The following is a 21436-nucleotide window of genomic DNA, read 5'->3' as shown; positions in this document are numbered from 1 at the left end:
GAGTTCTCAGTAGATAAATACAAAAAAACAGCAAAATTCAAATGGATTTTGCTGTTTCTAATTTTAACTAGAATATCAGTTTAGTCAACTACAAAAAAGTGAGCAGCTCCAACTTCACCCTTATTTATCTCGGTAAAGAAATTCTCAGTCATCGTTTGTTCATGCGTAATTGAATCAACGTAATTAGCTGTAATTTTAACTTTTCCAGTTTCCTTTATTTTTATTTTCACATAATTGTACACATATCCATTTCCTAAAGGATTCGCAATTAATTTAGAAGTTGAACAAACCACAAAGGCTTCTTTGTTTCGAATCGAATTCTTTGCAAAAAACTCCCAAGTTTCGATTTTCATACCACCAATTGCATCAACACTCTCCTCTTCAATCTCATTATCACTAATCATCTGACAATCCTTATAATAAAAAACAGCCTTTACTGTATTGCCTTCTTTCAAAGCATCCATTACTTGATCAAAGGATTCTAATTTGTGACTCTTTGCCATTAACATTATTGGCATTAATAGAAATGCTAGTAATACAATTTTCTTCATAATTATTATTTTTAATAGAACATGCCTTAAAGTTATCATCTTTTATGATTTTTATGCACAAAGAATATAACAATAGATAAAGAAAGAGGAGCAAATTAACTGATCATTTTGTAAATAAAAACACACTCAAAACAAAGAAGTAGGTCATTAACTTCAATCAAACTATTTCACCGCCAACTATTTGTATAGATTATAAATTAACACGTTTGCAAAACGAATAATCTTAAATATTACATTTTTTTAACTAAGCAAACAGACTGTGTTCAATATAGATAGATGAATAATTGCTATCTCTAGTTTGCAAAATAGGATAACTCCCTCTATTTAAAAAAATAATAAATAAACTTACCACATTATACAATCTGATCTAAAGTATTAATTTTGTTGTCGAGTGGTAAAAAAAAGCAAGTGTCTAAACTACTATCATACGTAGTTAATTAGGTGACAATCAAGCAAATAAACACCAGTGAAGAAAAAGTTAATTTCGATTTAAAAACCACGCCATAAAAGCAAGACAAAGATAAATGCAAAACAATAAGCAAATAGATCACGTCGGAACTATTTCAGATATAAAAGGCGAAAAAATAAAAGTCAAAATTTTAAATGTTTCGGCCTGTGCAGCATGTCATGCAAAATCTGCATGTACCATGTCTGACATGCAGGAAAAAGACATCGATATTATTGACTATAGCGGGAATTTTAAACTTGGCGAACAAGTAAATATTACCGGTAAAGAATCCTTAGGCTGGATAGCATTATTGTTAGCCTATGTCATTCCTTTTGTTTTAGTCCTTATAGTTCTATTTATTGCTTCGCTTTTCACCAATGAACTTACAAGTGGGTTATTGTCATTGGCAATATTAATACCCTATTACTACATACTTTATACATTTAAAGAACAACTGAAAAAAACATTTACGTTCACAATACACAAATTGTAAATATTTAAAACAATGGACACTATAGTTATTACTATTATCGCTTTGTGTGCTATTGGAGTTGCTTCGGCAATTATCCTTTATTTTGTAGCACAAAAATTCAAAGTGTATGAAGATCCTCGTATCGACGAGGTAGAAGAAGTATTACCAGCAGCAAACTGCGGTGGTTGTGGTTACCCTGGATGTAGAAGTTTCGCTGAAGCTTTAGTTAAAGCTGATGACATTTCAAGCATGAATTGTCCTGTAGGTGGAGCTCCAGTTATGGCCAAAGTAGGATCTATTTTAGGTCACGAAATAAAAGCTAGCGATCCTACAGTAGCAGTTGTACGTTGTAATGGAACTTGCGACAATCGTCCTAAAACAAACACCTATGATGGAGCAGCATCTTGTACCATTGCAGCGTCCTTATATTCTGGTGATACTGGATGTCAATATGGATGTTTAGGCCTAGGAGAATGCGTAGATGCATGTAAATTCGATGCCATGTATATGGATAAAGAAACAGGTTTACCTGTTGTTATCGAAGATAAATGTGTGTCGTGCGGTGCTTGTGTTGAAGCTTGTCCAAACAATATTTTAGAGCTTAGAAAAAAAGGTCCTAAGAGTCGTCGTATTTTTGTTTCATGTGTAAACAAAGATAAAGGTGGTATCGCTAGAAAGGCTTGTTCTACAGCTTGTATTGGTTGTGGTAAATGTGTAAAAGAATGTCCATTTGGCGCAATTACACTTGAAAACAACTTGGCATATATCGATTATAACAAGTGTAAGTTATGTCGTAAATGTGTTATTGTTTGCCCAACAGGTGCTATTCAGGAATTAAACTTTCCACCTCGTAAAGAGAAACCTGTTGACAAACCTGCTGCCGCAACGGCTAAACCTGTTGCAAAACCAGTAGCTAAAACTGCTGTTAGCAGTGAAAATAAAGAAAACGAAACAACTGATAATAAATAATTTTAAGTCGAAGAACTTAGAGTCCTATAAGTATTTAAAAATACTTATAGATGTAAGCAACTGTAAAACTTACAAATACTCTAGGCACTCAAGACACTTAGAAACTAAACAAAAGGAGGACAATCAGTGTTAAAAACATTTTCAATAGGAGGTATTCATCCAGAAGGAAATAAACTTTCTGCAAAAAGTGCAATCCAAGAATTGCCAATACCTAAAATAGCAACTATTCCAATTGCTCAACATATTGGAGCACCTGCTAAAGCTATCGTTAAAAAAGGTGACGAAGTTAAAGTCGGTCAGCTTATAGCTAAAGCATCTGGATTTGTATCTGCCAACATTCACTCTTCAGTATCGGGAACGGTATTTAAGATAGATGATGTGATGGATGCAACAGGTTTCCGTCGTACAGCTATCATTATTAAAGTTGATGGTGATGAATGGTTAGAGACTATCGATAGAAGTAAAGACCTTGTAACTGAAATTACTCAGACCAAGGAAGAAATAATCAAAAATATTGGAGAAGCTGGTATTGTTGGACTTGGTGGTGCAACTTTCCCTGCTCATGTGAAGCTTTCATTACCTCCCGGAAAAGTTGCTGATGTTCTTATTATCAACGCTGTTGAGTGTGAGCCTTATTTGACTTCTGACCATAGAGTAATGCTTGAAAAAGCTGACGAAATTATGGTGGGAATCCAAATTTTGATGAAAGCTATTGATGTTAAAAGAGCAATAATCGGTATTGAGAGTAACAAGCCTGACGCAATTGCTCACATGACTCAAATTTCATCAAAATATCCAGGAATTGAAATTTGTCCACTAAAGACACAATACCCACAAGGTGGTGAAAAACAATTAATAGCAGCAACTATAAAACGTGAGATTCCTTCTGGAGCTCTTCCAATTGAAGTTGGAGCAGTAGTTCAAAACGTAGGATCAGCATTTGCCGTATACGAAGCTATTCAAAAAAACAAACCTTTATTCGAGCGAGTAGCTACAGTTACTGGTAAATCATTAAAGAATCCTTCGAACTGGAAATTCAGAGTAGGTACACCTGTTAACGATATTATTGAAGCTTCTGGTGGATTACCAGAAGATACAGCTAAAATTATAGCTGGGGGTCCAATGATGGGTAAAGCACTAGTTAGTGTTGATGTGCCTTTAACAAAAGGTAGTTCAGGCTTACTTTTATTAGCTGAAGAAGAAACTGCTCGTAAAGATATTAAAGCATGCATCCGTTGTGGTAAATGTGTTTCAGTTTGTCCTATGGGATTAGAACCATACTTATTAATGGTTTTAGCTGAGAAAAAGAATTACGAAAGACTTGAATCAGATTCTGTAATGGATTGTATTGAGTGTGGTTCTTGTAGTTTCACTTGTCCTGCAAACCGACCTCTTTTGGATTACATCCGATTAGGAAAAGGTAAAGTTGGTCAGATTTTAAGAGCTAGAAAATAAGTACTTAAAGTTTATAAGTTTAAAGTGCCTAAAGTTAGGTTATGGAAAATAAGGAATTTAGTAAACAGCTTGAAAATAGAACAAAGAAATTTGCTCTAAGCATTATTAAATTATCTATTTCTTTACCTAACACTCCTGAAAATAGAGTGATTAAAAATCAAATTACTAAATAAGGAACAAGTATTGGGGCTAACTATAGAGAAGTAAATAGATCTAGAAGTAAAGCTGATTTTAAGAATAAAATCAAAATTTCGGAAAGTGAAGCAAGTGAAACAGTTTATTGGCTAGAAATAATCAATGATCTCAATTGGATTCATGACAATGAAATAAAATCAGTCATAAAAGAAGCATCTGAATTACTTGCAATATTTACTTCAATAAGTAATAAACTGAAATGAAAACTTATAAATACTTTTAACTCTAAGTATTAAAAATATAATTAATTAATATCTAAAAAAATGAACACCAAAGTACTTGTCGCACCATCTCCTCACATACACAGTGGAGATTCCATACAAAAAAATATGTATGGTGTGGTTTTTGCGATGCTTCCGGCTCTTCTATTATCTTTCTATTACTTTGGTTTGGGTTCCATTATTGTTACCCTTACTGCCGTTGCATCATGTTATTTCTTTGAATTTTCAATTCAAAAATATTTACTTAAAGTAGAACCTACCATTAATGATGGTTCAGCTTTAATAACCGGTATTCTTTTGGCATTTAATATGCCAGCTAACCTGCCAATATGGATAATCATAATTGGAGCCTTAGTTGCTATCGGTATTGGTAAAATGACCTATGGAGGATTGGGAAATAATCTTTTTAACCCTGCACTAGTAGGTCGTGTTTTCCTATTAATCTCCTTCCCTGTTCAAATGACTTCTTGGCCTAAGGCTTTAGGATTTAATACATCCTATATAGATGCCGAAACAGCTGCAACACCACTTGCAATAATCAAAGAAGGCTTAAACAAGGGAGATTCTTTAACTGATTTGATGGCTCAACTTCCATCAAAAATGGATATGTTTCTTGGAAGCACAGGTGGTTCATTGGGTGAGGTTGCAGGAGCAGCACTTGTTCTTGGACTAATCTACATGTTAGTTAAAAAAATTATTTCTTGGCACATTCCTGTAGCAATTATTGCAACAGTAGCCATATTCTCGGGTATTCTTAACATGGCTAACCCAGAAGCTTATGCAGGTCCTGCATTTCATATTTTATCAGGAGGTTTATTACTAGGAGCCATATTCATGGCTACCGACTACGTGACTTCACCAATGTCGAATAAGGGTAAATTGATCTACGGTATTGGAATTGGTCTCCTAACTGTTGTGATTCGTGTATTCGGAGCTTATCCAGAAGGGGTATCATTCGCTATTCTAATTATGAATGCATTTGTACCACTTATTAATATATCTAGTAAACCTAAACGTTTCGGAGAAAAAAGGAAATAATCATGGCTGGTAAAAAAGAATCTACATTTATAAATATGGTATTGGTGTTATTTATAATAACACTAATATCAGGAGTTGCTTTGGGAGGGTTCTACGAACTAACCAAAGAACCAATTGCAGCTGCAAAGCTGGCAAAAAAATTGAACGCAATTAAAGAAGTTGTACCTGAGTTCAATAACAACCCTAGTGATGAAGTTTACAAAGTTGGAATAAACGCAACTGATACGCTTGAATTTTATCCTGCAAAAATGGATAACAAATTGGTTGGAACTGCAGTTAAAACCTTTACTAACAAAGGATTTGCAGGCTACATTTGGGTTATGGTGGGTTTCTTACCCGATGGTACGATTAATAACTATTCAATTTTGGACCATAAAGAAACACCAGGTTTGGGGTCGAAAATGGGAGCTTGGTTTAAACAAACTGATCCTGCTAAAGAAAAAAGCAGCGTTATCAATAAAAACCCAGGTAAAACAAAATTTATTGTTAGCAAAGATGGTGGAGATATAGATGCTATAACTGCAGCAACAATTAGCTCTCGTGCATTTATGGATGCCATACAAACAGGCTATAACGAGTATATTAAAAACAAAACGAAGGAGGATATAAGTCATGAATAACTTACAAACTTTCACCAAAGGACTTATCAAAGAAAATCCCATTTTTGTGTTATTGCTTGGAATGTGCCCTACTTTGGGTGTCACTTCATCAGCAATTAACGGTTTAGGTATGGGACTAGCAACATGTTTTGTGCTAATCATGTCTAACATGGTAATTTCAATGGTAAGTAATCAAATTCCAGACAAGGTTAAGATTCCCTCTTTTATTGTAATTATAGCAACATTTGTTACCGTAATTAGTTTCTTAATGGAAGCTTACACACCTGCATTACATGCGCAACTAGGGGTATTTATTCCTCTTATTGTAGTTAACTGTATTGTACTAGGAAGAGCAGAAGCATTTGCATCTAAAAACAAAGTTATTCCATCGATACTTGATGGAGCAGGAATGGGATTAGGTTTCTCAATAGCATTAACACTTTTAGGATCTGTACGTGAATTATTGGGAAGTGGAAAAGTTTTCGGCATCACATTATTCAACGATACTTACGGCATGTTGATATTTGTATTAGCCCCTGGTGCTTTCATCGCATTAGGATACCTTATTGCTATTATTAACCGCATTAAAAAAGCATAAATATCATGGAATATATTTTAATTGTTATATCAGCCATATTCGTTAATAACGTTGTATTGGCACAATTCCTTGGAATTTGTCCTTTCCTTGGTGTATCGAAAAAAATCTCAACAGCAGTTGGTATGTCTGGAGCTGTAACTTTTGTTATGATTCTAGCGACTATTGTAACCTACTTAATCCAAAAATATATTTTGGTTGCTTTTGGTATTGAATTTATGCAAACTATTACCTTTATTTTGGTAATTGCAGCTTTAGTACAATTAGTTGAAATTATCCTTAAGAAAGTTAGTCCAGCCTTATTTCAGGCATTGGGTGTATTCTTACCATTGATTACCACTAACTGTGCTATTCTTGGTGTAGCTATTATGACTATTCAGAAAGATTATACACTACTTAAAGCTGTTGTGTTCTCTGGATCAACTGCAATTGGTTTTGGATTAGCATTAGTGCTATTTGCAGGACTACGCGAACAACTTGATCTTGTTGAACTACCTAAAGGAATTAAAGGTACTCCAGCGGCTCTAATAACAGCAGGTTTACTTGCTATGGCTTTTATGGGATTTTCAGGAATCGTTTAACAAATATTAAGGTTTTTAAAATTAATGTACTATATTCGTACTTCGTTTTTAAATTAACCTAAATCCCCATATAATCGTGCCCCGAGCACACTAAAAAATCAGCTAGTTCGATATCTCGAACTGGCTGATTTTTTTTTATACCCCACCCTCATAACATAAAATAGATTAACTTGATAAACAAAAATTAAACACATATCAATAAAAAACATAATTCTAATGAAAATTAAATATATTTACTTAGAATTATGCTTATTAAGAAATACATATGCTTTTCCTTTATAAAATCATAAGGTCATATACCCTCTTAATATTCAATGGAATATTAAAATAAAACCAAAGAATCATCTTTATGAAATATCTTATACTCATAATAAGTCTTTTATTACTTACTAGTACGTCAAAGGCTGAATATCGATTACAAGAAAATTCAAAAACAAACATAGATAGTTTACAAAAATCTATTAAAAATTTAATAACAACAGATGTTTCGTTAGACTATGATAGTCTAATTGAACTGGTCGTAAAGAATAGAAGAAGGCTTAAAAATGACCTGACACCTTACTACCATATTCTTCGTAAGAGAATTGAACAAAGCAAGGATACAACCAACTTATCTGAAATATATTACCGAATGGGGGTTAATTATAAATACAAATACGTTTATGATTCGGCTCAATATTATTACTTAAAATCCTTACCCTATACTCTACATATAAAAGACTATTACAAACTAGGAAGATTGTATAATGAACTAGGAGTTGTATGTAGAAAAACGGATCGCAATAAAGAGGCTATTGATTATTTTGTTTCTTCAATAAAAACGACAAAATACAGTAAAAATTATTACGGAAAAGCTATTGCCGAAAATGGTATTGGCAATATCTACCTTGTGCAAAAAGAATATCAAAAAGCCCTTTCATATTTCAGAGAATCAGAAAAATACGGCTACAGTAGTGGTAATAAACATCACCTTGAAATTAGTAATGGTAGCATTGGTGAAACATATCTAAATCTGAAACAATATGATTCAGCAGCCTTTTATATTAACAAATCGCTAGAATCAGCAAAAATTAGAAACAATTCAATTGGCGTTGGTATATGCTATCAGTTCCTAGGTGAAATCGAAGTTTCACAAAAACACTATAATAAAGCCTATACTTACTTTGAAAAAGCTCTTAAACTTCAACGTGCCAGAAAAGATAAACGTTATTTGAGTACGATACTTGTGCACCATGGAAGTGTTTGTGCAAAGCTACATCGTTACGATGAAGCTGAAAGAAATTTGATTGAAGGAAGAGCTATATCTCAGAAAATTCATTCAGTGGATAATATGATATCTTCGAACCAATCTCTTTATGAAGTTTATTATAACACGAAACGTTTTAAAGAAGCAAGTGACGCACTATTCCTGAGCAAATCCTATACTGATACATTATACAATATGGAGAAAACCCGTGTATTGAATGATCTTGAATACCAATATCAATCTGACAGAAAATCTCAAGAAATAGAACTCCTAAATACTCAGAACGAACTCGTAGAAAAGTCGAAAAAAATGCAACGTAATCAATTTGGTATTTTACTTTTTTTGATTGCAGGCTTAGCTGTATTCTTTTATTATCGCTATCAAACCAAACAAAAAATAGCTCGTGAATTACAAAGACTCAATGAAATGAAATCTAAATTTTTTAGTAACATTTCACACGAATTTAGAACTCCCCTTACTTTAATAAAAGGTCCTGTAGAAAAACAGCTTGTACTTTCACAATCAGAAGAACAAAGAGCCGATTTACAGCTTATTTTGCGAAATTCAGACAGATTACTTTCTTTGGTTAATCAACTATTAAACCTATCGAAAATTGATGCAGGTTATTTTTCTATATCGGCTCAAAAAGGCGATTTAACGTCATTATTAAAAGGCATATCAAATTCATTTAACTTCCAAGCTTCTCAAAAAGACATTAACTATGAAGTAAAAATTGACGAGATAACTCTAGCCTGGTATGACACAAACATTGTTGAAATAATTATAACAAATTTACTGTCGAATGCTTTTAAATTCGTTCCAAACAAAGGAAGTGTACAAATTAAAGTTACAAATCACACCAATAATCTAAAAATACATATTGCAAATTCAGGCTGTACATTAACAAATAAAGAATTGAATTGCATATTCGAGCGTTTTTACCGTGCTGAAGGAACCGAACAACAAGGTACAGGCATTGGTCTTTCTTTAGTTAAAGAGTTATGTTCGCTATACCGTATTCCAATAAGTGTAAACTGTTCGAGTGATCGAATCATACAGTTTGAGTTAAACTTACCTATTTCTAAAGAACATTTTAATACCACAGAACTTCTATCAATACCACAAAAGAACACTACAATTACAAATTATGATACATCTAACTTATACAAAGATACTAATAGTGTAAATTGCAATGAAGACAAACCCGTTTTGCTAGTTGTTGAAGATAATTTTGATATGCGTAAATATATCAAATCTAACTTTGCAACTAATTTTACAATTCTAGAAGCTGAAGATGGCAAAATCGGTATAAAATTAGCATTAGAACACATTCCTGATTTAATTATATCTGATGTGATGATGCCAAACATTGGAGGCGTTGAACTCTGTAAATTTCTTAAAACTGACATAAAAACCAGTCATATCCCAATAATTCTATTAACCGCTAAAGTTGGTGATGAAAATGTGCTTGGTGGTTTAAAATCTGGTGCAGACGATTATATCACAAAACCTTTCAATGCTCAATCTCTAACGGTAAAAGTCGAGAATTTAATAAAAATAAGAAAAAACCTACAAGATAAATACCAGAAAGAACTTATAATAAACCCCTTAAACCTTGTTTTTAAATCTCAAGACGAAAAATTTGCAAATACCCTACAAGAAGTTCTAAATAAATTTTTACCTGACCCTGAGTTTAGTGTCGACCAGTTTTGCAAGGAAACTTATATGAGTCGAACTCAGCTACACCGAAAATTAAAAGCTTTAACAGGATTATCTGCTACTGCATTTATTCGTTCGCAACGAATTAAACTAGCCGCTAATATGATGCTTAAACCAGATATCTCAGTAAGTGATGTTTGTTTTGCTACAGGCTTTAACGACACCTCTTATTTCTCAAAATGTTTTAAAGAAATTCAAGGACAAACCCCAACCGAATACATTAAAATGAATACAGAGACAAACGACCAACATTCATCATAGTCTTTGAAACATATGTAATAGCAAGAAATGTTTTTTTAGTGGATCTTTGTTTTAAGCAAAGACAAAAAAGATGGCAAAAAAAACATACATGCTACAATTGTGTCTAAACACATCAGAAAAAGGATTCTCCGATAGATTAATTCATATCGTAGAAAAGCACCTTTGTAATTCAAACTTTAATGTTAATAGCTTCTCCAGTTTGATGCAAATGAGCCGCACACAATTACATCGTAAATTAAAAAAAAACACAGGTCTTTCTACAACAGCATTTATACGTCAACATCGCATTGTGTTGGCACAGTTAATTCTTAGTTCCTCCTCTCTACCCATATCAAAAGTAAGTTTAATAGTAGGATTTAAGGATCCCTCCTATTTTAGCCAGTGTTTTAAAAACATTACGGGTATACGACCATCTAAATACAGAGAAGCCTCTAAAAATGGGCAATTGTAACATATAATATAACTTTTGGAACATTTGTTATAGTAGCTTTCATCATCCTATTTTCTTCAAGCTTAAGCACAATTTACTAGATGCTTAATAAAAATACCTCGCTTTTATTGCAATCATTAAATTGGAACATCTATCCTATTATCTGTAACATATATCCTAAAGGTAAATGTCTATTACCTCTAAATTTGTTTTATCGGATTATAATTAAAAAACAGTCTCATGAAAAAATTAATAAGTATAGCATTTCTAATTGCATTCAGTTTTAGTTTGATTCAAGCTCAAATTGTAGATCCTGAAAAAGTAGTAAAGAAACAAGGTACACGTCGTGCTAATAACAAAATAGAAAAAGGTGTTGATAAAGGGTTTGATAAATTAGAACAAGGTATTGGAAGTCTTTTTGGTAAAAAGAAGAAAAAGAAAAATAAACAGTCTCAGCAAAATGAGAATAAGTCTAATAGCCAAAAATCTACAAATTCAACTTCAGGTCAAGGTCAGAATCAGAAGAGTGAGATGACTCAGCAAACTTCAAAAAAACCAAATGTAGTTTGGAATAAATTCGATTTTGTTCCTGGTGATGTTGTCATCTTTGAAGATGGGCCTGCAATTACTGAAGATAATGGAGAGTTTCCAAGCAGATGGGATTTACATCAAGGTGGTGCTGAAATTGCAGAAGTAGATGGAATTCCGGTAATAACATTCATTACTGATATTGGAAATATGCATAATAGAGGCATTGTGCCATATTTAAAAAATGCCAAAGAAGATTATTTACCTGAGATTTTCACCATAGAGCTTGATGCCTATTTTAATCCAAACAAATACAACGAAGTTTGGTATTTAACATTTTATGATAGAAAAAACCAGAATCGATCTAATATATCTCAATTAAATGTACACGTAAATACAATCAAATTTGGAGATAGCGAAGGAGAGTTAAAAGGCAAGCAAAAATCTAATTACGATGAAGTTGCTGGTTGGCGTCATATCTCAATTGCTTATACAAAAGGGAAACTAAAAGCTTATTTAGACGATCAGCGTTTAATAAACATCCCCCATTTAGAAGGTAACCCAACAGGAATTACATTAAGCGCACGTTCTAAAAATATGTACGCAAAAAATATTCGAATAGCAAAAGGTGGTGTTAAGTATTACGATCGTGTATTGCAAGACGGTAAGATTATTTGTAACGGTATTCGATTCGATGTTAACAAGGCAAGTTTAAAGCCTGAGTCAATGGGACCAATTAATAAAATATTTGAATTGTTGCAGAAACAGCCAAACCTAAACTTTAGTGTCGAAGGTCATACCGATAGTGATGGCGACGATTCTTCAAATAAAAGTTTATCAGAAGCAAGAGCTAAAGTTGTTATGGAGAAATTGATTCAAATGGGCATCTCGTCAAACAGATTAAGTTATGCAGGTTATGGTGAAAGCAAGCCAATTGATAACAACAGTACGCCAGAAGGAAAAGCTAACAACCGAAGAGTAGAGTTTGTGAAAACAGATGGAAATACTACATCATCGTCTTTAAATGTTGGTAGTAGCAGTAGCAATTCACTATTTGATGCTTTAGATAGAAGTGCAATTGACACAAAAATGAACAGCTTGCAAAGTGGAAATATTGAAGTTGCCAATCAATCGGGAGTCGTTTTAGAAAATGGGACAACCATTATTTACAGTACGTCTGATGGCTATTTGGGTAAAATGGAAATCCTTAATGTTGATGAACAAGACAACTACAAACTAACAATTCGATTTGTCACCTATAATAATGATGGATCGGTACATAGTGAATCCAATCACCTTGAAATACAAGGAACTTACACTTGCGATTTAGACAAAGGAAAATCAGACGGTTTAATTAGCTCGGAAGAGGATTTTTGGTTGAGTAGACAGGGAGCTAAAGAAGCAACAATTGTACAAAGGGAATATACAGTTTTCTACGTGGTTCCAAATTAATAAAAAAGACAAAACACATTACATCAATAATAATTGAATTATGAAAAAACTGACTTATTTATTACTTATCAGCATTGTAGTAATTGGCCTTACATCTTGTGGCAGTAAAAATAAAGCTGACAACAAATTGGGGAAACTGGAACTTCAAATACCCGCTGAATTAAAAGATAAACCAGAGGCAATTGCCTTTATAAAAGGAATGAACAAAGTGGTTGACGACTATGCCGTAATTATAGACAATGCACTGAGTGATGTAGGTGACCTTGCAGGTAAAGATGAAGAAGATCTAAGCATGTTTGAAAATATAAGACTGTTAAAAGCTACTGGCGAAATTACTGTTGGAGTAGCTCCTCTTATGGTTAAGTGGGTCAATTATATGGATAAACGAGATAGTTTAAATATGCAACTGACTGCAGACGAACTTCTTGCTCTCGAAAGTTCTTGTAATAGATTGGAACAACGCATGGCGCAGATTGAAACTAAATACTCTCACGACTTCAATAAAAATAAGGAACAAGAATAAGCAATATTCAACGACCTGGTTATCAACAAAAAGATAGGATGGTTTCTAAACAAATTAAATAGTAATGAAAAAAATATTTTACATAACAGCCCTACTTCTAAGCGTTATAAGCATTGGGCTAATTTCTTGTGACAAAGATAATTCAGATCCTGATTTGGATCCTGTAAACAAAGAAAGTACAATTAAATTCAGTGAATACGGCATTTTGGAAATGTCTTTTATTAATGCCAATGAGGGTTGGTTATTTGTTTCTGTAAATGGTGGCTATCAAGAGTATAAATTACTCCATTCTACTGATGGTTTTCAAAACTATAGTATTGTAAGTGAAACATGTCCAAGATTTAGGAAAATTAAATTTATAGATAGCAACAATGGAATCGGTATTTCATGGGATGGAGCAGACCGAAATTTTTATACAACTGATGGAGGTGTAACATGGCAAAATTTCATCGGAGATGGAGACGGTGATATTACTTATAACAGTACTTATTTTGTGATGCCTTATACTTATGAAGAAAGTGATTTTTTGATGAGGATTGGTGCTTGTTTTTATAACAAAAGTGATTTTCAGTTCCATCACAAAACTACTTTTAGTACACCAAAGGCTGAATTATTTGGTGGGTCTTCAGGATCAGATCAGCATTATTCCTCTGTTCATCTTTCAGAAAACGGAGCATTAAGTTTTACAGGAGTATATATGCAAGATGATGTAATTTTCGATGTCAATTCCTCATTCACAGCCTATTGTTCAAACGAAACGACTCTCTCTACTTCTTTATTGGCTAATACTAAAAAATCACCCGAAAGAACCGAATTTCCAACCGATGAAGTGGGGTATTTTTCTTTAGCAGATGATTCAAATTTATATAAAACGATTGATAAAGGAGAAACATGGAATGCCGTTTACACTTTTGATGATCCAGGTTCTTATATCAAAATATCATTTGCAGATGAAAATAATGGTGCTGTTTTAAACGGGACCCAGTTGTTTTTAACTAATGATGGAGGACAAACCTTTCATGAATCAGCTGTTATTGACGAAGATTATGATGTCGCAGGCGAAATTGATTATGTAGATAGAAATAATATTTATTTGTCAGTATTGAGTTTAACTGGTGGATCGTATTTTGAGCAGTTATTAATAAAAATAGGAGACTAATTATAACATCATCTCAACAATATAAATTCAAATATTGTAAATTGGGGTATAAGGTGCTCAAAAAGGTCAGAAAAGCTAAAAAATACTAATTCAAATTATTAAAATAAAACTGAAAACAATGAAAAATAGATTTAAGTATTTAACACTTGCAGTTTTGATAAGCGTATTTGCATCATGCGATAAGGATGATAGTCCAGATGATAAAAACATTAAACGTTACAATGTAGAATCTGGTATTATAGAGTTTACAACAACCACATCGGGAACGATTGGTACTGGCACTATAACAGGATCGGGAACAGATCAATTATACTTTGAAAAGTGGGGAGCTCTTGAACTTGCCAATGAAGAAAGTACAACAACAACTGTCGTCGTAAATCCAATTTCAGGAGAAACTATTACTAAAACGGACATTATTCACTCCACAGTGAAAATCGATAATGAAATGATTTACACAGTAGATTATGATAGTCAAAGAATTTACACTCAACAAGATCCTCTAATCGAACTCATGAGATTAAATGATTATGATGCACTTGAAGCTGGTAGAAAAACACTAATTTCAATGGGTGGAGAACAATTGGATAACGAAGAGTTTAAAGGGTACGATTGTGAAGTATGGTTTGTTCTAGGAGCTACACAATGGATGTACAAGGGAATCACTCTTAAAATAATAACAAAACTAGGTGGTATAACAATAACTAAAGAAGCTACAGATATTAAATTTAATGTACCTGTAAACGATAGTTATTTTGAACTACCAGAATACAAAACAACATCTATAAACGGTTAAACAACTAATCAATCATTATTAAACCCAATAACTATGAAAAATTTAACAAAACTATTAGTACTTCTTGTACTAGGATTCAGTTCTTGCGACAAGATAAACGATTTAAACACGAAAGAAATTTCGAATGTGGAAATTTCAGAAACAGTTACAATACAAGCTGACGTTATTAAATCAGGACAGGTCAAAAGTGGTGAGACTGATGTCCCTTTTTCTAAAACAATAACTCTCGACTTAAGCACTATAAGTGAAATACAAAAGTACATGAGTCATTTAGAGGACATGGATATAACATCACTTACATGTAAAATAACCGATTTAGGTGAAGGACTAATCAGTAAGTTACAAGTTACTATTCCTAGTTTAGATTACACCTTTAATATTTCACCTTTATCTATTGACGAAGCTCTAAAAGTAAGTTTTACGAGTGATCAATTAAATGAAATAGCAAATTCCTTATTGGAAGATAAAAGCTTAGTAATTATTCTCTCAGGAACAGTTGAACAAGCAGAAACTTTTAATATAGAAACAACAGCATTAGCTAATATTGAAGTAGAAATCTTATAAGCAAACACTAATAAAATCAACTTTTATTAAAATTAATCACGTATTAAAATTTTAAATCATGAAAAAATTATTTGTTGCATTTATCGCAATTCTATTAGTAGGAACAATTCAAGAAACAAAGGCACAATTTTCAGTCGGTGCAGGATTAGGTTATGCTAGTGACATTAGCACCATAGGCATTAGTGCTAACGTCGGTTACGAAATAGATGAAACATGGCAAGCTACAGGATCTTACACTCACTTTTTGGAGAAAGACGACATTAAATGGTCTGCTATTGATTTTAACGCAAATTATAACTTGAACAAAATCGAGAATTTTGGTGAATTATATGCCATAGGTGGAATTAACATTACAACAATAAAATGGGACTATCCAGAATTTTCTGATTATGGAATTGACATCCCTGGTATGGATTATTCTTCTGACGGTTCTGATTCGGACTCTAATTTTGGTGTAAACATAGGTGCAGGTGTAAAAATAGACCTTTCAGAAAAAATGTTTCTTGCTCCTGAAATGACTTATACTATTAGTGATGGTAGTTACCTAAGAATAGGTGCTAAACTTATGTTTAAAATCTAATTTTAAAACTCATCGGATATCTTTTGAATCACGAGATATTCGATGAGTACTTACTTATAAACAAAAACACAACGCCCCATTTAAAACGAATAATTATGAAACAGATACAAATAATCACTTTGATGTTTTTGATGATCAGTTCGAGCATATTATTCGCACAAGAACAAAAAAAAGTAAATAACAAAACTGATGATGCATCAATACAAGCTGCCTATATGAAGATTAATAAGAAGTCTATAGATAATGCAAAACCTATGATAGAGTTCTTATTAAAATACGATGAAAAGGACAGCACAAAGGCTCCAAAACAAGCCGATTTTGATTTACTGATGAAACAAATGGGATTAAACGAAGAAATTAAGAATGATGGTAGTGGTTTGACAAAAGAAGATGCTTTTCAATTCATTAATGCATATATCAATGCAGAAGATAATATTGGAAAAGAGAAACCTACCCAACCGAATATAAATACAGAAAGTGAACTGCAAAAGGAATTGAAAAAAGCTGAAGAGCTGTTTGAAAATGCTATGCCTGAGATGGAGAAAATGATAAAGGAGGCTCAAAAAGAAGCAGAAAAAATAAAGATAAATCCAGATCTTATTCCTTACAGTGATTTTAAAGAGAAAGCCAAACAAATGAAGCCTGAATTGAGCGAAAGTGAAATTAGAGCTGCATATGATGAATTGATGAAGAATTTAGGTTACACAAACTAAACCTTAAGGAAATGAAAAAGTTAACATTTTTATTAATGTCCATATTAGTATTGGTTGTTACAGCTGGTGCTCAAGGTATTGAAGGAACATGGCTAGTTACAAAAATAGTGGTAGGAGATAAAATACATGAGCCATTATTTGTATTAGAATACAATACAGAAGGCATAATAGCTCAAGGAATAAATATGGGAACATGGTCACATAATCAAAAAGAAGAAAAATTGATTATGAAGTCGAATATGGATAAAGATTTTGTTGGCGATTGTCAAATCACAAAGCTCAATCAGAAGGATTTAAACTTTGAAAAGAATGGTGAAAAATGGTTTTTATCCAGATTAAATATGGATGAAATAGCTAAAAACAATTCACAGTCGGGACTTATTGGATCATGGGAATTTGCCAATGAAGCTAATGATGATGTAACGAGAATTTTGAATTTTGAAACGCCTGATCGTTTTACACTAGTTGAGAAAGAACCAGGAATGCAGTCGAAAAATGGAGGAATGTGGATTTTTAACGCTCAGGAAAAGAGTTTATTAATTCTTGCACGTGGTACAAAGATTAACGGTAAAAACAAAATACTTAAAATCAATAAAAAAGAATTGGTTTTAGAAAACTCAGGAGAGAAAATAGTCATTCGTAAATTGGATGAAAAGCAGAATGAGATCGAGAGATTAACTTTTACGCAAGCTGATTTTTATGATGAAAATGACGACTTTAAATATGACGAAGACGAAAATAAATTGCCTTGGACCGATCCCTTTGAAATGCTAATGACCTTAGTAAATACAAAGCAATTGGAATACAGTTTCTCTTCCCTTATTGAAGGGACCAAAGTATTTGAAACAAAAAAACTCGTTGCAGATGTAAGTACAAATGTAGATGAGCAAATGCTAACTATTGATAATATTTTCGACGGATACGATCGATATAATCTTCCAGAGGATGTTGAATTTCCTTCGAATACGTTCAATTTTAACTACGGAAGTAAATTATATCCATTAGAACAGAATTCCTTTCGAATAATTGGTAGTGAAGAAATTACAACACCTGCAGGAGCTTACGATTGCACTGTTATTGAGGCACTAGGATCGCATGATAAGTGTTATAAGTTGTGGATGATTAATAATAAACCTGGCGTATACGCCAAAATAATTGACGACCAGAGTGGAGATTTTGGTCATTACAATATATATGAACTAACACAACTTATTCAAAAATAAATTTAACCAAAAATACAAATAGCTATGAAAAAACTAATTCTAATTATAGCGGGCTTTCTAATAATACACATAGCAAGCGCCCAACAAAAGACACAACAATATGCCATTAAATCGGGCTATATAGAATACACGCTTAGTGGCAACACGAATGGTACGAAGAAGATATGGTGGGATAATTATGGCGAGAAATCACGTACAGAAACCCAATCGGAAACGACAACTAAGATTTTTGGTATAAAAAACGTTGATAAAACACATACCGTACAGATACTCGTAAAAGACAAATATTGGACTGCCAATCTTGCTGATCAATCGGGTCATAAAGGAACGCTTCCATTTTATCAGGCAAGCCGACAGTTAGTTGACAATATGACTAAGCAAGAACAAGAAGATTTTGCAAATCAAACAATCGCTGCACTGGGTGGTGAAAAATTAGGTACAGAAAATTTTATGGGCAAAACCTGTGAAGTCATAAAGGTTATGGGATCTAAAATTTGGCTGTACAAAGGACTAAGCCTTAAATCTGAAGTCAAAATGATGGGCATAGAAAGCAACGAAACAGCTATTAAACTTCAAGAGAACCAATCTGTACCCTCATCTAAATTTACGCCTCTCTCAAACATTAGTTACGAAAATATCGATGAGCAACAACAGGGCATGTTTGGAGGTATGGACAATATGGATGATAGTGACGATAGTGATGATGATTATCCACCAATGATACCCGTAAAATATCCTTACGCTAAATTTTTAAAAAAAGTTAATGCTTTTTCGTACGAAGGCTATAAGAAAATGATGGCGCAAAGTGCCGATGGCTCATATGGTGCAGCATTTATGCGAGGAGCTGGTGAAATACTTGTCGTTGGAGCTACATCTCGGAAGAATGTACATCCAAATGAAATGGGCAATTTTGAAAACTTTACCCACAACGGAAAAAAATGTATGTATGGCAAGGCTATCGACGAGGAAGAGGAAGACGAAGAGGATCATAACAATATGATGTTAATTGTTGAAATTTCTCAGTACGATACCTATATAACCATTGGCTCTCCTGTACCACAAACAAAACAAGAGTTATTAGAAATTTTCGATCAACTCGAATTTTAAAATATCAAATCATAGATCAGTACTTAAAAAACAGTTTGATTCTAATTTTAAAACTATGAATAATAAACGAAACTCCCCAGTAACAACCTTTATTGTAGGTGTTGTATTTATAATAAGTAGTTGGATGATATATACAAACTTTAGTGTGCCAATGGTAGAAGAAGCAAACGTTTCTGAAACTTGGCCAACGACCACAGGTATAATAACCAACTCCGACATTCGCCAATCAGAGAGTGATGGGACCACAATGTATGCAGCTGTAATTAATTACGATTTCACTGTTGATAATAAATCTTACTCTGGTGATAGAATAACATTAACGAGTGGCAACTCATCAACAAGTAGTATACGTGAAGTAAAAAAAGACTTACAAGCCTACCCTACTGGTGCAAATGTAAAAGTTTACTACGATCCTGAATTACCAAACAATGCCATATTGGAACCAGGTGCCGACTTTTTTACAAAAATCATTAAATATGCACCATTTCTTTTAGGCTTTATAGGTTTATTGATGATATGGCAACTTATCAAAAAAATAGGTTTAGTAATATTAGCTCTATTCATAGGAGCAAGAGGTTAAAACAGATCAAATTAAAGATAAATACATTAAAAAATAGTCATTATGGACTCACACGAAATAGATTATAAGATAAAAGGACACGATATTCAATTCGTAGAAATTGAACTCGATCCCAACGAAACAGTAATAGCCGAAGCTGGTGCCATGTTGTATATGAAAGAAGGCATTGAGTTTAAAGCAAAAATGGGAGACGGTTCGGAGCCTGGGAAAGGCTTGTTCGGAAAGTTACTTTCTGCTGCATCTCGTAAAATTACAGGAGAATCAATATTTATTACCCACTTTACCCATATAGGAACAGGAAAAAGCCACGTCGCTTTTGCTGCACCCTACCCAGGTACAATTATTCCTATTGATTTAAAACAAATAGGCGGTTCTGTCATAGTACAACGCGATGCTTTTTTATGCGCTGCACTGGGAACAAAAATTAGTATGCATCTTAATCGTAAACTGGGTGCGGGCTTTTTTGGTGGAGAAGGTTTTATTCTTCAAAAACTGCAAGGCAATGGTAAAGCCTTTATTCACGCAGGAGGAACTCTTATTGAACACGACTTAAATGGAGAAACATTAAGAGTTGATACGGGTTGTGTCGTTGGTTTTCAGGAAGGCATTGATTTTAGTGTACAACAGGCTGGCAACTTAAAATCGATGGTTTTTGGTGGCGAAGGTTTATTTCTTGCTACCCTTCAGGGAACCGGAAAAGTTTGGTTACAGTCTATGCCAATAAGTAAATTAATTAATCAACTAAGTACAGGTGGATCTAACAGTAAGAAAGAGGATAGCGGTGGCATTTTAAACAGTTTACTTGAATCGTAAATTTATAAAAACACTAAAAAACATGATAAATATAGACCACTTATTAAACCGAATAAAAATCGTCGTTATAAATCCCAAAGAAGCATGGGCTAAAATTAAAGATGAACTCATATCGAGCAAAGAACTCGTTGTAGACTATATGCTTCCTCTTGTTTTAATCCCAACAATAGCCTCATTTATTGGTTATGGACTAATAGGTTCAAACACTTTTTTTAGGGCAACTTCCATCAGTTGGGGACTTAATCAAGCGATTCTTGCTTTTGCAGGTGCTTTCTTAGGTGTATTTATTAGTGCTTGGTGCATTCACAAGCTAGCTCCATCGTTTGGCACACAAACAAGCATGAATAAAACGCTTAAACTAGTTGTATATGCCTATACACCCTCGTGGCTAGCAGGCGTATTCTATTTAGTTCCTACACTAGGCGTACTCGGACTTGTTGCAAGCATATACAGCTTATACATACTCTACACGGGTTTTGGTGTAATGACAGGTGTTTCTGAAGATAAAAAGACCAGTTATTTTGTCGTTAGCCTAATCGTTATTATTGGAGTTAGTCTTATTTTATCCTTGATATTAGGTGCAATCCTAGTCTCTATTGGACTTACATTTTAAAAAAATCC

General features: G+C 33.3%; 24 protein-coding genes. 23 read left to right on the top strand and 1 reads right to left on the bottom strand.

Features of this window, described 5'->3' with window-relative positions:
• Nucleotides 1–80 precede the first annotated feature (80 nt).
• A complete protein-coding gene (locus EMN46_RS09415; protein ID WP_195715232.1) occupies nucleotides 81–551 on the bottom strand; it encodes a hypothetical protein in 471 nt (156 codons plus the stop codon).
• Nucleotides 552–1075: 524 nt separating this feature from the next.
• Between EMN46_RS09415 and EMN46_RS09410 the strand changes: the two genes are divergently transcribed.
• The 23 genes from EMN46_RS09410 (at nucleotide 1076) to EMN46_RS09305 (ending at nucleotide 21428) form a co-directional block, all read left to right on the top strand.
• Entirely contained in the window at nucleotides 1076–1492 is a 417-nt protein-coding gene (locus tag EMN46_RS09410; RefSeq protein ID WP_154200553.1) for a SoxR reducing system RseC family protein, read from the top strand.
• 12 nt (nucleotides 1493–1504) lie between these two features.
• On the top strand, nucleotides 1505–2440 hold the full coding sequence (locus tag EMN46_RS09405) for a Fe-S cluster domain-containing protein (protein ID WP_154200552.1): 936 nt from the start codon (nucleotides 1505–1507) through the stop codon (nucleotides 2438–2440).
• Between the two features lie 126 nt (nucleotides 2441–2566).
• Nucleotides 2567–3895 (top strand): electron transport complex subunit RsxC, encoded by a 1329-nt coding sequence (rsxC, locus tag EMN46_RS09400; RefSeq protein ID WP_368667513.1) that lies wholly within the window; start codon nucleotides 2567–2569, stop codon nucleotides 3893–3895.
• A gap of 41 nt (nucleotides 3896–3936) precedes the next feature.
• Nucleotides 3937–4068, top strand: a complete 132-nt coding sequence (locus EMN46_RS20215; protein ID WP_255447781.1) for a hypothetical protein — start codon at nucleotides 3937–3939, stop codon at nucleotides 4066–4068.
• 9 nt (nucleotides 4069–4077) lie between these two features.
• Nucleotides 4078–4293: a four helix bundle protein gene (locus EMN46_RS20420; protein ID WP_368667515.1), complete on the top strand. Its 216-nt coding sequence runs from the start codon at nucleotides 4078–4080 to the stop codon at nucleotides 4291–4293.
• A gap of 60 nt (nucleotides 4294–4353) precedes the next feature.
• A complete protein-coding gene (locus tag EMN46_RS09390; protein WP_154200551.1) occupies nucleotides 4354–5349 on the top strand; it encodes an RnfABCDGE type electron transport complex subunit D in 996 nt (331 codons plus the stop codon).
• Between the two features lie 2 nt (nucleotides 5350–5351).
• Nucleotides 5352–5969 carry an RnfABCDGE type electron transport complex subunit G gene (locus tag EMN46_RS09385; RefSeq protein ID WP_154200550.1) on the top strand — a complete coding sequence of 206 codons (618 nt, stop codon included), beginning with the start codon at nucleotides 5352–5354 and terminating at the stop codon, nucleotides 5967–5969.
• Nucleotides 5962–6546, top strand: a complete 585-nt coding sequence (locus EMN46_RS09380; RefSeq protein ID WP_154200549.1) for an RnfABCDGE type electron transport complex subunit E — start codon at nucleotides 5962–5964, stop codon at nucleotides 6544–6546. Before EMN46_RS09385 ends, EMN46_RS09380 begins: the two co-directional genes overlap by 8 nt.
• A 5-nt stretch (nucleotides 6547–6551) precedes the next feature.
• Nucleotides 6552–7124, top strand: a complete 573-nt coding sequence (gene rsxA, locus EMN46_RS09375) for an electron transport complex subunit RsxA (RefSeq protein ID WP_154200548.1) — start codon at nucleotides 6552–6554, stop codon at nucleotides 7122–7124.
• A 349-nt stretch (nucleotides 7125–7473) separates the two neighbouring features.
• A complete protein-coding gene (locus EMN46_RS09370) occupies nucleotides 7474–10350 on the top strand; it encodes a response regulator (RefSeq protein ID WP_154200547.1) in 2877 nt (958 codons plus the stop codon).
• Between the two features lie 70 nt (nucleotides 10351–10420).
• Nucleotides 10421–10801, top strand: a complete 381-nt coding sequence (locus tag EMN46_RS09365; protein ID WP_154200546.1) for an AraC family transcriptional regulator — start codon at nucleotides 10421–10423, stop codon at nucleotides 10799–10801.
• Nucleotides 10802–11020: 219 nt separating this feature from the next.
• A complete protein-coding gene (locus EMN46_RS09360; protein ID WP_154200545.1) occupies nucleotides 11021–12760 on the top strand; it encodes an OmpA family protein in 1740 nt (579 codons plus the stop codon).
• A 40-nt stretch (nucleotides 12761–12800) separates the two neighbouring features.
• Nucleotides 12801–13283: a hypothetical protein gene (locus EMN46_RS09355; RefSeq protein WP_154200544.1), complete on the top strand. Its 483-nt coding sequence runs from the start codon at nucleotides 12801–12803 to the stop codon at nucleotides 13281–13283.
• A 64-nt stretch (nucleotides 13284–13347) separates the two neighbouring features.
• Entirely contained in the window at nucleotides 13348–14442 is a 1095-nt protein-coding gene (locus EMN46_RS09350; protein WP_154200543.1) for a hypothetical protein, read from the top strand.
• A 118-nt stretch (nucleotides 14443–14560) separates the two neighbouring features.
• The gene (locus EMN46_RS09345; protein WP_154200542.1) at nucleotides 14561–15235 is read left to right on the top strand and encodes a hypothetical protein; all 675 of its coding nucleotides are present in this window, start codon (nucleotides 14561–14563) and stop codon (nucleotides 15233–15235) included.
• A 33-nt stretch (nucleotides 15236–15268) separates the two neighbouring features.
• Nucleotides 15269–15799 (top strand): hypothetical protein, encoded by a 531-nt coding sequence (locus EMN46_RS09340; RefSeq protein ID WP_154200541.1) that lies wholly within the window; start codon nucleotides 15269–15271, stop codon nucleotides 15797–15799.
• Nucleotides 15800–15857: 58 nt separating this feature from the next.
• The gene (locus EMN46_RS09335) at nucleotides 15858–16379 is read left to right on the top strand and encodes an outer membrane protein (RefSeq protein WP_154200540.1); all 522 of its coding nucleotides are present in this window, start codon (nucleotides 15858–15860) and stop codon (nucleotides 16377–16379) included.
• Between the two features lie 95 nt (nucleotides 16380–16474).
• On the top strand, nucleotides 16475–17092 hold the full coding sequence (locus tag EMN46_RS09330) for a hypothetical protein (protein ID WP_154200539.1): 618 nt from the start codon (nucleotides 16475–16477) through the stop codon (nucleotides 17090–17092).
• 11 nt (nucleotides 17093–17103) lie between these two features.
• A complete protein-coding gene (locus EMN46_RS09325) occupies nucleotides 17104–18315 on the top strand; it encodes a hypothetical protein (protein WP_154200538.1) in 1212 nt (403 codons plus the stop codon).
• A gap of 24 nt (nucleotides 18316–18339) precedes the next feature.
• Complete coding sequence (locus EMN46_RS09320; RefSeq protein WP_154200537.1) at nucleotides 18340–19422, top strand: hypothetical protein; 1083 nt, start codon at nucleotides 18340–18342, stop codon at nucleotides 19420–19422.
• Between the two features lie 55 nt (nucleotides 19423–19477).
• Entirely contained in the window at nucleotides 19478–20002 is a 525-nt protein-coding gene (locus EMN46_RS09315) for a DUF3592 domain-containing protein (RefSeq protein ID WP_154200536.1), read from the top strand.
• Between the two features lie 42 nt (nucleotides 20003–20044).
• Entirely contained in the window at nucleotides 20045–20815 is a 771-nt protein-coding gene (locus EMN46_RS09310) for a TIGR00266 family protein (protein WP_154200535.1), read from the top strand.
• A gap of 22 nt (nucleotides 20816–20837) precedes the next feature.
• Entirely contained in the window at nucleotides 20838–21428 is a 591-nt protein-coding gene (locus EMN46_RS09305) for a Yip1 family protein (protein ID WP_154200534.1), read from the top strand.
• Nucleotides 21429–21436 lie beyond the last annotated feature (8 nt).

Source organism: Ancylomarina sp. 16SWW S1-10-2 (genome assembly GCF_009669305.1).
Classification (GTDB): Bacteria; Bacteroidota; Bacteroidia; order Bacteroidales; family Marinifilaceae; genus Ancylomarina.
This window is presented reverse-complemented; position numbering and strand designations above follow the sequence as displayed.

Excerpts from the sequence above, each read along its gene's own strand:
- EMN46_RS09415 (WP_195715232.1), bottom strand. The coding sequence starts at position 551 with ATGAAGAAAATTGTATTACTAGCATTTCTATTAATGCCAATAATGTTA.
- EMN46_RS09410 (WP_154200553.1), top strand. The coding sequence starts at position 1,076 with ATGCAAAACAATAAGCAAATAGATCACGTCGGAACTATTTCAGATATA.
- EMN46_RS09405 (WP_154200552.1), top strand. The coding sequence starts at position 1,505 with ATGGACACTATAGTTATTACTATTATCGCTTTGTGTGCTATTGGAGTT.
- EMN46_RS20215 (WP_255447781.1), top strand. The coding sequence starts at position 3,937 with ATGGAAAATAAGGAATTTAGTAAACAGCTTGAAAATAGAACAAAGAAA.
- EMN46_RS09390 (WP_154200551.1), top strand. The coding sequence starts at position 4,354 with ATGAACACCAAAGTACTTGTCGCACCATCTCCTCACATACACAGTGGA.
- EMN46_RS09385 (WP_154200550.1), top strand. The coding sequence starts at position 5,352 with ATGGCTGGTAAAAAAGAATCTACATTTATAAATATGGTATTGGTGTTA.
- EMN46_RS09380 (WP_154200549.1), top strand. The coding sequence starts at position 5,962 with ATGAATAACTTACAAACTTTCACCAAAGGACTTATCAAAGAAAATCCC.
- rsxA (WP_154200548.1), top strand. The coding sequence starts at position 6,552 with ATGGAATATATTTTAATTGTTATATCAGCCATATTCGTTAATAACGTT.
- EMN46_RS09370 (WP_154200547.1), top strand. The coding sequence starts at position 7,474 with ATGAAATATCTTATACTCATAATAAGTCTTTTATTACTTACTAGTACG.
- EMN46_RS09365 (WP_154200546.1), top strand. The coding sequence starts at position 10,421 with ATGGCAAAAAAAACATACATGCTACAATTGTGTCTAAACACATCAGAA.
- EMN46_RS09360 (WP_154200545.1), top strand. The coding sequence starts at position 11,021 with ATGAAAAAATTAATAAGTATAGCATTTCTAATTGCATTCAGTTTTAGT.
- EMN46_RS09355 (WP_154200544.1), top strand. The coding sequence starts at position 12,801 with ATGAAAAAACTGACTTATTTATTACTTATCAGCATTGTAGTAATTGGC.
- EMN46_RS09350 (WP_154200543.1), top strand. The coding sequence starts at position 13,348 with ATGAAAAAAATATTTTACATAACAGCCCTACTTCTAAGCGTTATAAGC.
- EMN46_RS09345 (WP_154200542.1), top strand. The coding sequence starts at position 14,561 with ATGAAAAATAGATTTAAGTATTTAACACTTGCAGTTTTGATAAGCGTA.
- EMN46_RS09340 (WP_154200541.1), top strand. The coding sequence starts at position 15,269 with ATGAAAAATTTAACAAAACTATTAGTACTTCTTGTACTAGGATTCAGT.
- EMN46_RS09335 (WP_154200540.1), top strand. The coding sequence starts at position 15,858 with ATGAAAAAATTATTTGTTGCATTTATCGCAATTCTATTAGTAGGAACA.
- EMN46_RS09330 (WP_154200539.1), top strand. The coding sequence starts at position 16,475 with ATGAAACAGATACAAATAATCACTTTGATGTTTTTGATGATCAGTTCG.
- EMN46_RS09325 (WP_154200538.1), top strand. The coding sequence starts at position 17,104 with ATGAAAAAGTTAACATTTTTATTAATGTCCATATTAGTATTGGTTGTT.
- EMN46_RS09320 (WP_154200537.1), top strand. The coding sequence starts at position 18,340 with ATGAAAAAACTAATTCTAATTATAGCGGGCTTTCTAATAATACACATA.
- EMN46_RS09315 (WP_154200536.1), top strand. The coding sequence starts at position 19,478 with ATGAATAATAAACGAAACTCCCCAGTAACAACCTTTATTGTAGGTGTT.
- EMN46_RS09310 (WP_154200535.1), top strand. The coding sequence starts at position 20,045 with ATGGACTCACACGAAATAGATTATAAGATAAAAGGACACGATATTCAA.
- EMN46_RS09305 (WP_154200534.1), top strand. The coding sequence starts at position 20,838 with ATGATAAATATAGACCACTTATTAAACCGAATAAAAATCGTCGTTATA.